Genomic DNA, 13,908 nt, shown 5'->3' on the forward strand with positions numbered 1-13,908 from the left:
TTATTTCATGGGCGTGGTTGCGGATCAGGGCCGCCCACGAGATAGGTGAAGGATGCCCCGCGCCCGCCATCCGTGATTGCCCGATATTCGATCAGGGTTCCGCGTTTGAATCCGGATACGTCATGGAAAATGCGTGGATCTGGGCCGGCTTCAGAGCCGAGTGGCATCCATTTTCCGCTTCCGATGATTCGATACCAGAAGGTGGTGTTTGCGTAACGGTGATCTTGGGTATCTGCAGTGAGTTCGATAAAGGAATCGCCGGTTTTCACACCAGAAAGCCCAGTGATGCCTTGCCCGCGTTCGAGTTTTCGGTTCGCTTTGAACACTTTTATTCCTTGGGCTGGCACATCAATAGTGAGTTCCGTATTCCCTGCTTTGCTTGTGGCCTGCGGCTTGGCAACGTTCGATGGCACCGCGACTTGGCCATCCGCAACTTCCAGCACGAGCGACCAGTCCGACGTTGTTGTAAGTACCGGTATCGTTTCTTTGATTGGTTCCGTTGCAGAATTAGCGACGACGACGTATTCCGTGTTCTCATCGGGATCTACGCGCGAAAATGCATACACGTTCCCCTTGTTAAGAAGTTCAATTTGGGAGCCGTTTGATAGAGCCGGATACTCCTTCCGGTATTTCGATAGCTTCGCTATTGCTTGATAGAGCGGAGCGTCAGTGTTCATGTGTTCCCCTGCACCAAAAGCGCTACCATCAAGGAGTTCTTGCTGTTGATACCCAGGTACTTGGGTGGCAAACAGCGGCTGGCGAGCATCTTTATCCCCGCCTTTTCCAGTAAATCCTTGTTCATCGCCATAGTAGACAACAGGCTGGCCACGCATGGTGAACATGAGCCCGTGAGCAAACACTGAAGCGGCAACTTTGTTTCCCTTCAGCATTGATCCAATACGGCCGATATCGTGATTACCGAGGAACGTTGGCAGATCAAGTGGTGTTGACTTTTCGGTAACATACCGGGAATCTTGGGCAAAAAGATCCGCCAACCCTTGAGCATTTCCTCCATTCACGTAAGCCACAACAGCCTTCTGGAAGGGGAAATCAAGAACGGCATCCATATCAGTTTCACGAACGTATTTAGAAAGCGCAGAGGTATCGTATTCCAGCGCTTCACCAAACATGAAGAAATCCTTGTTTGCCGTGCGTTTCATTGCTTGAGTCCAGTGCTTCCAGAACTCCATGTTGACGTGCTTAACGGTATCAATCCGGAACCCATCAATACCTGTGCCAATCCACGCCTGATAGATCTCTTCCATGCCGCGCACAACACGCGGATCTTCAGTCATTAAATCATCTAGGCCAAAGAAATCTCCCATGGTTACAGACTCACCATTAAACGTAGAATCACCACGATTATGGTAGAGATTAAGATCATTTAGCCAGTCCGGAACTTTCTTTTCTTTACCGGCCATCGGCGGATGTGGGAAAGATTCAGGATCGATTGCTGGGAAATCTTTCTTGCCTGCAACCTCAAAGAGGTTAATGGTATTTCCCTTTTTATCCTTATATGGCTTGATTGTTGTTGGCACGTAGGATTGATTGCCATCTTTAGGCGATATGACATCGGCCGTGTGATTCGTAATCACATCCATGTAGACTTTCATCCCACGCTCATGAGCAGCTTTCACTAGGGCAGTAAAATCGGCCTTCGTGCCAAAGTGAGGATCGATATCCGTAAAATCGGTGATCCAATACCCGTGATAACCAGCAGATTCACTGCCACTACTACCCTGAACAGGTTTGTTCTTCAACGGTGGCGTAATCCAAATTGCGGTAGTTCCCAGGCCTTTAATGTAATCCAGGTGGTCAATAACCCCCTTGATATCACCACCCAAATAGAAACCATCATTCGTTGGATCAAACCCGGATGCTAAACGATCACCACCAAGCCCACCGGCATCATTAGACGAATCACCGTTGGCAAAACGATCAGTCATCAAGAAATAGAACTGTTCATCGCCGCTATCAGAACGATAGATTCCCTCACGTGATTCATCAGACCCACGAATCGCAGCATCCACACCTAAATCAGATGGCAACACCTGCGTACCATCAACCTTCAGATCAGCCTTTCCTGGCAGTTCCAGCGGATATTCCATGCCCTGAACCTTGATCGTATGCGATCCAGCATCATAATGCGTATATCCAGCTGGTTGCCCATTTGAGCACCCCGCTAAACCAGCGCCCACCAGCGCCACGCACGCGCTTATCCCAACTGCAACCCTGCGACGTCGAACCACAACCTGCCTCCAAATCTCTTGCCTCTCATTGTAAAACGTACCTCCCACATAAAATGGTGTACGGCACAAAGTCCGGAAGAAAAACCGCGAAACTGTGGCAAAATGAGATGAGGAGAACACACGCTTCCCGTGTTAAGGAGATGACATGCTGGATATATCAGCAAAACTCAGCGAAGCAGAGCGCGCCGAGCGCCCAAAGATCGGAGTCCTCACATCTGGAGGGGATGCCCAAGGCATGAACGCCGTCGTTCGCGCCGTCGTTCGCACAGCGCTCCACGCCGGAGCTATCCCGTTCGCACTCCACGAAGGCTGGAAAGGCGCCATCGAAGGCGGCGATCTGATCCAAGAACTCTCCTGGTCATCAGTCTCCGGAATCCTTTCCAAAGGCGGAACGGCAATCGGAACGGCCAGATCAGATGAGTTCCGCGAGCGCTCCGGGCTCAAAAAAGTCGTACGCAACTTGGCACAACGGGGAATCGATCGCCTCGTCGTCGTCGGTGGGGACGGAACCCTCACGGGCGCGGATGAACTGCGCGAATTCTGGCCAGAACTCCTAGCGGAACTCGTAGAAGAAGGAGAAATTACCCCGGAAGCAGGCGAACGCCACAAGCACCTACGTATCGCGGGCGTTGTTGGATCAATCGATAATGACCTGGTGGGAACCGATATGACTATCGGCGCCGATTCCGCGCTCCACCGCATCATCGAAGCAATCGACGCCATCGCCGCAACCGCAGCCTCCCACCAACGCACCTTCATTATCGAAGTGATGGGGCGCGCGTGCGGATACCTCGCGCTCATGTCTGCAATCGCAGGCGGCTGCGACTACGTGTTTATCCCAGAACTCCCGCCAGAAGATGGCTGGGAAGAAGCCATGACCACGAAACTGCGCACGGGCCGCGAACGGGGCCGCCGCGATTCGCTCATTATTCTTGCGGAAGGCGCGCTGGACCGTTCCGGAAACCCAATCACGGCAACGCAAGTAGCGGACGTCATCAAAGAACGTCTGGGCGAAGATGCCCGGATTACATCGCTCGGCCACGTGCAACGCGGCGGCCAGCCAACCGCCTACGATCGCTGGATGCCAACGCTGCTCGGCTACACGGCCGCACTCGATATGGTGAACGCCGGCCCCGAAACGCAACCCACGATCATCGGCACAAAACGCAACCGGATCGTCCGCATGCCCATGATGGAAGCCGTAGCGAATACTCGCAAGGTCAAGGCATACCTGAAAGAAGGCAACTGGGAAGGCGCGATCGATTCGCGTGGCGCTTCTTTCCGCGAAATGATCACGATTTTCGAAGCCATGTCCTCCCCCACCACAAACACTACGGGCTGCTGCGATGGCGGTTCGCCGCGCGTGGGTATCATCCACGCGGGCGGCCTGGCGCCGGGCATGAATCCTGCGGCGCGCGCAGCCGTGAAGCTGGGTATTGATCGCGGATACACGATGATTGGGATCGACGGCGGTTTCCCTGGTTTGCTTGAAGGCCACACGCGCGTTCTCGAATGGGGCGACGTGGAGGGCTGGGCCGAAGATGGCGGCGCCGAGCTTGGCACCCGCCGCACGATTCCTGACGTGGATCAGTATTACGCCCTATCCCGCGCGATCGAAAATGCGGAACTTGATGCGCTCATCGTAATCGGCGGTTTCAAGGGTTACAAGATGGCTTACGATATGGGCCAGGAGAAGGACCGCTATCCTGGGTTTAATATTCCGATTGTGTGTATCCCGGCATCGATTGACAACAATTTGCCTGGTTCCGAGCATGCGATTGGTGCAGATACTGCGTTGAATACGAACGTGGAAACGTTGGATAAGATTCGCACGTCTGCTTCTGCATCGCAACGGTGTTTCGTTGCGGAAACGATGGGGCGCAACACGGGCTATTTGGCATTGTTCTCTGCGATTTCTTCGGGCGCCGAACAGGTGTATTTGGCTGAAACGGGGATCACGTTGCCGCAACTTGCGGAGGATACCCAGCGGATGATTAACGCGTTCGAACACGGGCGTCACCTGTATTTGGTGATTCGTAATGAGGATGCGTCCGAATACTACACCACCGATTTCTTGGGGCGGATTTTCGAAGAAGAAGGGCACAAGCTTTTCGATGTTCGCACGTCCGTTATCGGCCACGCCCAGCAGGGCGGGAACCCGTCGCCTTTCGATCGTACGATGGCCGCACGTATCGTGAATTCTGCGATCAACGTTCTCGACGACGAACTTCGCACTCGCGTTAAAAACTCACGTTCGTTCCATATTGGCATGGTTGATGGGGTTATCCAGGCTATGCCGCTTTCTCACATGGGCGATCTGATTGATATGGAGGCGCGCACGCAGTTCGAACCATGGTGGTTGCCGTTGCGTCACGTGGTGAACGTGGTGTCTGATCCAACCTACGCTGGACCGTTGGAGGATCTGGCGATCGTGCAGTAGATCGGCTGGTTTTTAAGCAAACTCGTTCTGATAAATGCTGGTGGGAGGCAAGCCTCCCACCAGCATTAGGTTAGTTAGGCATTCCGGCGGCGGTACAGGGCAACGCCTGCAACACCAATACCCAGCCCAAGAAGCGCTAGCGTTGTCACATCCACGCCGGTACGTGCGAGCGACGTTTTGCTTAGCTTCTTTCCGGATACGTGTGCCCCAGTTTTAGCTCCGTCCCCTGAATTGTTCGTAGGAGCTGAGCTTCCATCAGATGTTCCAGGGCCGTCTGATGCTGGTGGCGTTTGTGCCTTGTCCGTCACCTGAATACTCTGAACTGCTGTTTTGCCTTGGTAGCTCACAGTGACGTCTTTTATCTCAACGTTCAACGGTGTTCCTAAAGCTGGAGTGAAAGCGAAATCGCCGGCAGTTTGTGCACCATAGTCCACAGTCTTTTCGGTTCCGTTGCTCATCGCAACAGTAACGATCATCCCTGCAGGATCGAACGTCTCCCCCGCCGTGTATGAGGTTTTGGCAGGTGGTGTAGAGATAGCGATCCCTGCAACTGTTGGAGCTTTCACGAGTATCTCAACATCATGCTTCACTACACCTGAGTATTGTTCGATACCTTTGATAGTCACAGTTGCCGTTCCTGGCTTCGTGTTGTTGGCGAATTCCAGCAGATAATCCACGCCATACGTCAGTACTTTGTCAGAATCTTTCACTGTTACCTTGAATCCGGCGTCAGCCAACTGTGGGTAGAGAACTGGGTGTTCATCGTCAACCCGGTCAACACTCACGTTCTTCGGCATGGTGACTGTTGCAGCCTTCGTATCTGCGATGTTGATTGTTGCTTTTGGCATGCGCAAACGGATTTCTGCAGCGGAGAAGAACTTGTCCTTCTGATCGCCATCGCCGGCTGTGTGGACTGGGGCAAGGCGGAAGAACTTTGCGGTTACCGGTGTAAAGGAGGCAAGGCGCCATCCCTTCTCATTCGGGTTTTCCCATGTTCCTTCTCCAGCGCTCTTCCAGTCTTTGCCGTTGTCAGAATAATCAACACGATAGCTTGTCACGGTACCGTTGTTGTTTCCATTCTGGCGTGGCAGGTAGCGGAGAGCTTCAATGCTTGTTGGTTCCTTCAACTCCATCACCATGTTCAAGGTGTTGAATGGGGCAATCGTCTTCCAGTTCGAATGGTAGAAAGTGTTCTCTTTTCCATCGAACGCAAGCGCGGCAGGGCCTTCATTTTTACTAGCATTAATGGCCTGTTCACTTGAGGCCTTCGGAGTGATGTTTTCTACCGGGTAATCACGCGAATCGTCGCTGGCAGCAAGCGGAGCTTCAGTCCCCTTCGTAGCCAGGTTAATCACGAACGTGTCTTGCTTCTGGTTATCTTCCGATTCCATCAGAATCTTGATCTTGTTGTCGAACGCCGGAAGAACAGTCACGGCTGTGTTGTCTGCTCCTTCGGCGTTAACCACGGCGCTGAGCGCGCGAGTAGAAAACTCCTTGGCTTTCAGCGCAGACGCCGATACCTTTTGCCCATTCACCGTCAATGATCCTAGTTCAGCCTTATCGAACGTTGAGAAACTTCCCTGCGCCAAGTTCAGTTCGATTTCGGTGATGCCGGTGCATGGGCGTTGTGATACCGCCTTGGTACGTTTCTCTGCATTAGTCACTGTTATCTTGACGTACGTAGCAGAAACCGGCGTGAACGAGTAAGTGTATGCCTTCACTCGGTTCTTTTCGGCACCGATTGTTTCAGTTGTTGCTACCGGAGTCCACGTGTGCCCATCTTCTGAAACTGCGATCTTCGTTGTGTTTGCTTCTGGCCAACGTGCCGAAGCCGAGTCTTGGAAGAAGTGGATCTTCGCTTGTCCGAAGCGTTGTTGCGTTGCGTACGCGAAGGTTATATCAGATGTTGTTTCGCCGTCTTGAGATGCTTTCCAGTTGGACCATGCGCTTGTGTTTGTGTTTCCATCCGGATTCGGATTGTGTTCCGTCTTGCCGTCTCGGACCGCTTCAAGCGTATCCGATTGCTTATCTTGTGCCACAGACTGTTCAAGTTTCATCGCCGCACCGGCAACGTTCGCGCCGATTGTGATGTGTTCGGTTTGGACGCGTACATGTGCGGTGACTGGAAGATCTTTACCGAAGACGTTTGCGGTGCCTTTGACGACGACGGTTCCAGCCTTATCAAACATCTCCTTTGTTAGTTTGTCCCACGTAACGGAGAAGAATGCGTTCGAGATGGTGCCATCTGGAAGGATTGCCGGGCGCGTATCCGGCAACGTTGGAACTGAACCTTCTGGAGTAGTTGTGGAGTAGTTCAAGAGCGCAGCAATTCCATCAATCACATTGACGAAGAGTTTCACGTCGGTTCCATTGACGTTTCCTAGAACGGTGTGTGTACCAGGCTTTGCCAACTGTTCAGAGCTCAATGGGTTCCAGGAGACGTTAGCAGTTTCTTTACTTCCATCCGTATACCGCACTTCAACAGTTTCTGGCATTGTGAGCTTTGATCCAGCCTTCACGTAGATGTGCCGTGAATACCGAATACTATCGATTGCTTTCTCAGAAGCCTTGCCGGGTACAGGTTCGGAAGTGATCGTGGTGGTTGCTGTTTTAAGTCCGTCTGCAGTTGCCGTAACGGTGATATTACCTGCGGTCTTTGTAGACTGGACGATAGCCACTAGTTCGCCGGCATGAGCCGCACGGTTATCGTCGCGGAACGACTGGTGATCAGGCGAGCTACCGTTATCAATACCAACGAGTGTGCCTTCGCCTTCAACCTTGAACGTCACCTTATTCCGTGCATCTGGCACAACATGTCCAGCTGCGTCTGTTACCTTCACGTGAACGTATGCCAGATCTGTGCCATCAGCGGAGATCTTTAAACGATCTACATCAGCCTTGAGCTGAGTTGCGTTCTTCGCCGTCGTGATCGAGTGGCGGCCGTGTAATTCCTTTTCCGGTATTTCCTTCCCATGAGAATCGTAAGCTTTCGCTGTTAACGTGCCTGGCTTGAATGGAACGTTCCACGTGAAATACAAATCCTTGTGCGTGGGGTTGCCTTGTTCTTTAGCTACCTTGTAACTGTAGCCTGCGTCAGTCTTCTTGAGTGTAAAGTGCTTCTTACCTAGTGACGTAGCTGTTGTTTCGCCTTCAGGAGTGAAGAATAATTCAACCGCATCAGCATCTGAATAGACAACCACGGGCACCTTGCCTTCGGTATCCTTGTGGACTACCTCTTCATTCCATGCTGGCAGGATGTGAAGGGTGTGGAGAGCATCGTTCCACTGACTTTGGTAGAAATAGAACGTATCCTTGGGCAATCCGGCCGTATCAATGATGCCGAAGTAGGAGTTCTTTGGCGCAGGCCAGGTTGCATGTTCCGCAACTCCAGGTGCTTGTCCATTCCATGGAGTTGGTTCGCCCAAATAATCGAAACCAGTCCACACAAATTCGCCGGCCACAAAATCACGGGTGATCGTATCGAACCAGGCCTCTGAAGCAACATGTCCCCAGCCCACTGCCGAATAGTCGTACGATGTTAACTGCTGACCGCCAGCATCTTTCAATGACTTAATTTCATTGTAAACACCACGGCTATTAACAGCGGATGCCGTTTCAGATCCGTAAATCTTCCACTCTGGGTGCTGAGCGTGAACACTCGCGTACTTTTCACCCTTCATATAGTTAAAGCCAACAACGCCATTCGCTTTGGCGATTGCCTCAGAGTTCAACTCCCGCTTATCATCCTTCGTCTTGTTGTCGCCTTGAGTTACAGGGCGTGTAGAATCTTGGGCCTTGACCCATGAGATCAGGTTTTGCTGAGTCTTGTCATAACCAGGAACGCCCGACGTCCCTTCCGTCACTTCGTTGCCGATAGACCACATGATGATCGCCGGCGAGTTCACGTCACGCGCGATCGCTTGCTCAAGATCGAACTGAGCCCACGTTTTATTAGCATCCGATCCAACGAGCTTCCCCGTCGTCATCTTCTCTTTAAAGAAACGCGAGTAATCATTACGATTCTGGTTCTTGGGCGCGGTCCATCCGTCAAAAAATTCTTCGATCAGAAGCACGCCTTCGCGGTTACAGATGTCAACCAGCTGGCGCGCGGACGGATTGTGCGTGGTGCGAATCGCGTTAACGCCCATCTCCTTCAGCAACTTCACCTGGCGCGCGAGCGCGGCGCGAGTAGAAACCGAACCAAGCGCACCCTGATCGTGGTGCATCGAAACGCCCTTCAGCTTCATCTTCTGGCCGTTGAGCGAGAAACCCGTATTAGCATCGAAAGCAAAGTAGCGATAACCGAAATCGGTATCGTACGTATCTACAGTCTTCCCATCGATCTTCACTTCGGTGCGTACCGTATAAAGAGTCGGCTTGGTGGTAGACCACAATTCTGGATTCTTCGCTTCCACGGACGAATCGATGGTCGTAAGTTCGCCCGGCTTAACCGTGTGTTCAGACGTGCTCTTCCCAATTGTTTCCTTGGCATCCTTGCCCTTCGGGAAAATCGTGTGGTCTACTGTCACGTGTTTTTCGGCGTTGCCAGAATTCCGCACACGTACCTTAATATCTGTTGGAACTTTGGTTTGGTTTGAAGCAGATAGTGCCGTCGACGAAACCGTCACACCCTCTACGTGTACCAGATCCGTGACGATCAAATCCACGTCACGCCCAATGCCCGACCCGGAATACCAACGGCTGGTTGGAATCTCATTGTTCACTCGAACCGAGACAGTATTCTCCGCTCCTACTTTCGCGGCGTCCGTAATATCCACGCGGAACGGCGTGTATCCGTACGGATGCTTCGCAACTTCGGTTCCGTTCACGTAAACGGTGGAATCCATGTACACGCCATCGAAGTTGAGGAAGATGCGTTTACCTTCCATGTCCTTCCCCAGCTGGAAAGTCTTGCGATACCAGCCAACGCCTCCGGGCTTGTAGGCGCTTTCGGCTTCACCTGCTCTAGTGTATGGCTGATCGATAGAATAATCGTGTGGAACATTAACATTGGTCCACCGCGAATCGTCGAAAACTGACTCCTTCGCACCAGGCGTATCACCTAAGCTGAATTTCCAGTTCTCATTGAAGCTGGTCACTCTGGTTTTCGCGTCCGTATATGAGTTTGTGTAGACGGTTTCCGGAATTGAGTTCATTTGTGTGCTCGACGCCGAACGCACAGTTTGATCATTATCCACAGCTAACGCTGTTCCATGAGATGTCATAACCATCCCTGCTGTAGCTGTGAATGCTACAAGACGTTTGGCCAATGATCCTCCACTTCGGGATTCCGCAAAGAAAGATGTCATGGTGTCGGCCCTTTCCATCAGGCTTCGTTGCCCAACTTGATATGTGTGTACGCCTCTCGCATCATTGCCAAAGACGCCGCAAAACATATTCAGTATAAGAGGAAAGGGCCGCTCTTGTATTAGTTTTGCGAAATGATCTTGCATTTTTCTATAACGAAAACCTAAAAGTTCTCTTACGCCACCGTTCAGTGCCAGCCTTATCCTTACACAATCGCCAACGTATCGCCCCAGTTGGCAAAGTAGCCAAGCACAAGCGCCAACGTCAGCAACGTGAATACATCGAAACCGCGCGATCGCACCTGCGGCACCATGCCTGCAGGCAACACCAGCCGAAGGCCACCAAGCACCGCCAAACTAATAGCGAATGTGTAAAGTGCCGGCTGGACGCCCCATATGAATGCCAACACAACAATTGTTACAAGCCAGCTACACAGCAACACAAAATACCAGGGAGATGGGACGCGATGGTCACTCATTGTCAGCTCCTTCGTCGTCGGAACGCTTAACACGACTCTTCACAAACGCAACGGTTTCTTTGTGCGCGGCGAACACACCCAAAATAAACGGAAGTCCGATCGCAAGCAAGGTGAGCCCGGCAGTCAACGCGGGATCAGGGCCGGTAACTGCCATGCGACCAGGCCCAATTGATCCCGCCGCTACGAATGACACCATCGAAACCCCAAACGTCACCACGCCTACCGCGATGGCCGCGTCACGCACATGTTCCAACCGCGTCTTACGCGAATCCTTCGCAAACTTGCGGGAAACCACTACGCCAAACCCACACGCAACCACAATCAATGCCACAAAAATCCACACCATATTCGTGCCAGGCGCCGGCAAGGCACCAAACAACGGCACCGCAGGCAACGGCCCCGATTCCACACCAAAAATCGAAAAATTCGTTCCCGTACCCACCGAAAAACCGGCCCCCACCAGCCACGAAAGGAACCACACCGCGAAAGCTGGAAGGTAACTCACCTGTAACAAAAACAAGCCGATACTTCCCACCACTCCGGTGAGGTAATAACCGTGAATTTCTATAATCGCGCCAAACTTAGCCACGATGAAAGCCAACGCAACCGCGCCCACCAGCCCTAACAAACCAAACCCGAACCAGCGAATATACGGCCGCGCACACACCAGATATTCCCAGGCAGGAAGCGAAGCCAAAAGCGTAGATCTGGCGCTCCACGTGGCAGTCAACCACGCTAAAACGAATGCGCCGATGGTGCCAAACCACCAGTCGCCAGCTGCCTGCCCAGTCAACGCGATCACCGCAACAACCGTAGGCCAGCTCAACGCCGCTGCGAACACATCGCCCCACGTGGCAACTCCACGCGAGCGCCACGATTGGTACGACGCATACATGGCAATCCCCGTCACGGTTAGCGGCATCAGCGTGAGGGTAGCTTCACCCAGATTGACGGCGCCTCCAAACACGGTTGTCCACCAGCCCGTGGCGAAAAAAGCGGCCTGCTGCCACACCACGTCTCCCAGCATCTGTGCCGACGCGTTCAACGTATAAAAAATCATCACAAGAACGAAAATGCCGAACCACGAGAAGAAGGGCGCAGCAATACCCCCACGGAAGATGTACCAGTATCGCGAAAGATCAATCTGTGTTTTCATTACGTTCCATCGTTACGTGGGAGTATTGCTAAATTTGTTTTGTTGTGCGCAGCGATTAGCCGTTGAGGATTGCGCGGGCGAGGTTCGCTGCTTCCGTTGGGGTTTTACCAACTTTCACGCCAACCGCTTCGAGCGCATCCTTCTTTGCTGCCGCGGTTCCGGCCGATCCGGAGACGATCGCTCCTGCGTGCCCCATCGTCTTGCCTTCCGGCGCGGTAAAGCCTGCCACGTAGCCAACAACCGGCTTTGTGACGTATTCTTTGATGAATGCAGCGGCGCGTTCTTCGGCGTCACCGCCAATTTCGCCGATCATCACGATGAGTTCGGTTTCTGGATCTGCTTCGAACGCCTTGAGAGCATCGATGTGAGTTGTTCCGCTCACGGGATCGCCGCCAATTCCGATACAGGTAGTGAAGCCGATGTCGGAAAGTTCGTACATCATCTGGTACGTGAGCGTACCGGATTTGGAGACGAGGCCGATTCTGCCAGATCCCGTAATATCTGGCGGCGTGATTCCCACGTTGGATTGACCTGGGGTGATGATGCCTGGGCAGTTTGGTCCAATCAGGCGAACGCCGCGTTCTTGCGCGTACGTGAAGAATTCTGCCGAATCCTTGACCGGCACGCCTTCAGTAATAACGACGACGAGTTCCAGCCCCGCGTCCACCGCTTCAATTACCGCCGCCTTGGTGAAGGCTGGTGGCACGAAGATCACGGACACGTTGGCGCCGGTGGCTTCTTTCGCTTCCGCTACCGTTCCGTAAACCGGGATAGAGACGGTTCCTGCTTGGCGTTCTTCGGCGCCGATTCCGATTGGTTCAACATCAAATTCGACGCTGGTGCCCGCCTTGCGCGGGTTGGTTCCGGCCACGATTGTAGTTCCGGCGCCGAGCATGCGGCGGGTGTGCTTTTGGCCTTCAGAGCCAGTCATGCCCTGAACGATAACTTTGGAATCTTTGTTGAGGAAGATAGACATGGGGTTTGCCTCACTTTCCGGCGAACTGGGCGGCCTTGGCTGCTGCCCCGTCCATTGTTGGTTCAAGGGTGACGAGTGGATGGTGTGCTTCTGCCAGGATCGCGCGGCCTTCGGCCACCTTGTTGCCGTCTAGGCGAACCACGATTGGCTTGCTGGCCGCATCACCGAGGATATCGAGTGCTGCCACGATGCCCTTTGCAACTTCGTCACAAGCTGTAATTCCGCCAAATACGTTCACAAATACGGAGCGAACATCTGGATCGTTGAGGATCACATCGAGGCCGTGGGACATGACGTCGGCGTTTGCACCGCCGCCAATGTCAAGGAAGTTTGCTGGGCCAACACCGTATTCTTCGCCAGCGTATGCCACCACGTCCAGTGTGGACATAACAAGTCCGGCGCCGTTTCCGATGATGCCCACTTGGCCGCCATCGAGTTTCACATAGTTCAGGCCAAGCGACTTCGCGCGTGCTTCAAGCGGGTTTTCTGTTTGCTTATCGACGAACTGGGCATGCTCTGGGTGGCGGATGCGGGCGTTATCATCCAACGTCACTTTGCCGTCCACCGCGATGATGCTGCCGTCAGCAGTTTTCACCAGCGGGTTCACTTCAACAAGAGTGGCATCTTCTTGAGTGTAAACATCCCATAGACGGCACAGAACTGGCACGATCGCATCGTGTTCTTCTGGGGCAAACCCGGCTTCGGTAAGGATTTCGCGGGCTACTGCTTCAGTAATTCCCACATTTGGGTTTACCGGCACTTTCGCCAAAGCCTCTGGACGTTCCACAGCGAGCTGTTCGATTTCCATGCCGCCTTCTTTGGAACACATGGCAAGGTAGCGGCGTTCGGAACGATCAAGCAGGATGGAGAAGTAGTATTCTTCCGTGATGTCTGCTCCGCTGGCAATGAGGACTCGGTGAACAGTGTGCCCCTTGATGTCCATTCCCAGGATGTCACCGGCACGTTCTTTAGCTTCTTCTGGAGTGCGGGCGAGTTTCACGCCGCCTGCTTTGCCGCGTCCACCAGTTTTCACTTGAGCTTTGACAACGACGAGATTGGTTGCTTCTAGGAGCTGGCGAGCGGCTTGCTCCGCTTCCTCGGGGGTTGTTGCCACGATTCCATTTACTACTGGAACGCCGTGTTTGGCGAAAAGTTCGCGGGCTTGGTACTCGTAGAGATCCACGGAGTATCCTTTCCGTTTAGGTCAATTCTTTACCGATGTCTCAACATCGAGACATATATCAGCCTACCTGTTGATCCGGTGTTCTGAAAGCCTCTTGTTAAGACCTGCAGGTATTTATG

General features: G+C 53.0%; 7 protein-coding genes. 1 reads left to right on the forward strand and 6 read right to left on the reverse strand.

Annotation, left to right across the window (positions count from 1 at the left end; all coding sequences use genetic code 11):
• Window positions 1-5: 5 nt before the first annotated feature.
• Window positions 6-2,249 carry an alpha-amylase family glycosyl hydrolase gene (locus ARCH_RS06490; protein ID WP_013170487.1) on the reverse strand — a complete coding sequence of 748 codons (2,244 nt, stop codon included), beginning with the start codon at window positions 2,247-2,249 and terminating at the stop codon, window positions 6-8.
• Between the two features lie 145 nt (window positions 2,250-2,394).
• On the opposite strand from ARCH_RS06490, the gene ARCH_RS06495 reads away from it, so the two are divergent.
• Complete coding sequence (locus ARCH_RS06495) at window positions 2,395-4,689, forward strand: 6-phosphofructokinase (RefSeq protein WP_013170488.1); 2,295 nt, start codon at window positions 2,395-2,397, stop codon at window positions 4,687-4,689.
• A gap of 74 nt (window positions 4,690-4,763) precedes the next feature.
• Here the strand turns inward: ARCH_RS06495 and ARCH_RS06500 are convergent, their stop codons facing one another.
• From ARCH_RS06500 to sucC, 5 genes are all read right to left on the reverse strand, one after another.
• Window positions 4,764-9,998, reverse strand: a complete 5,235-nt coding sequence (locus ARCH_RS06500; RefSeq protein ID WP_013170489.1) for a discoidin domain-containing protein — start codon at window positions 9,996-9,998, stop codon at window positions 4,764-4,766.
• A 203-nt stretch (window positions 9,999-10,201) separates the two neighbouring features.
• Window positions 10,202-10,474, reverse strand: coding sequence for a DUF3017 domain-containing protein (locus ARCH_RS09395; RefSeq protein ID WP_013170490.1), 273 nt, complete (start codon window positions 10,472-10,474; stop codon window positions 10,202-10,204).
• Complete coding sequence (locus ARCH_RS06505; protein WP_013170491.1) at window positions 10,467-11,630, reverse strand: cell division protein PerM; 1,164 nt, start codon at window positions 11,628-11,630, stop codon at window positions 10,467-10,469. The genes ARCH_RS09395 and ARCH_RS06505 overlap by 8 nt, the downstream gene beginning before the upstream one ends.
• Window positions 11,631-11,685: 55 nt before the next feature.
• Window positions 11,686-12,606: a succinate--CoA ligase subunit alpha gene (sucD, locus tag ARCH_RS06510; protein WP_013170492.1), complete on the reverse strand. Its 921-nt coding sequence runs from the start codon at window positions 12,604-12,606 to the stop codon at window positions 11,686-11,688.
• A 10-nt stretch (window positions 12,607-12,616) separates the two neighbouring features.
• Window positions 12,617-13,789, reverse strand: a complete 1,173-nt coding sequence (gene sucC, locus ARCH_RS06515) for an ADP-forming succinate--CoA ligase subunit beta (RefSeq protein WP_013170493.1) — start codon at window positions 13,787-13,789, stop codon at window positions 12,617-12,619.
• Window positions 13,790-13,908 lie beyond the last annotated feature (119 nt).

It is taken from the genome of Arcanobacterium haemolyticum DSM 20595, assembly GCF_000092365.1.
GTDB lineage: Bacteria > Actinomycetota > Actinomycetes > Actinomycetales > Actinomycetaceae > Arcanobacterium > Arcanobacterium haemolyticum.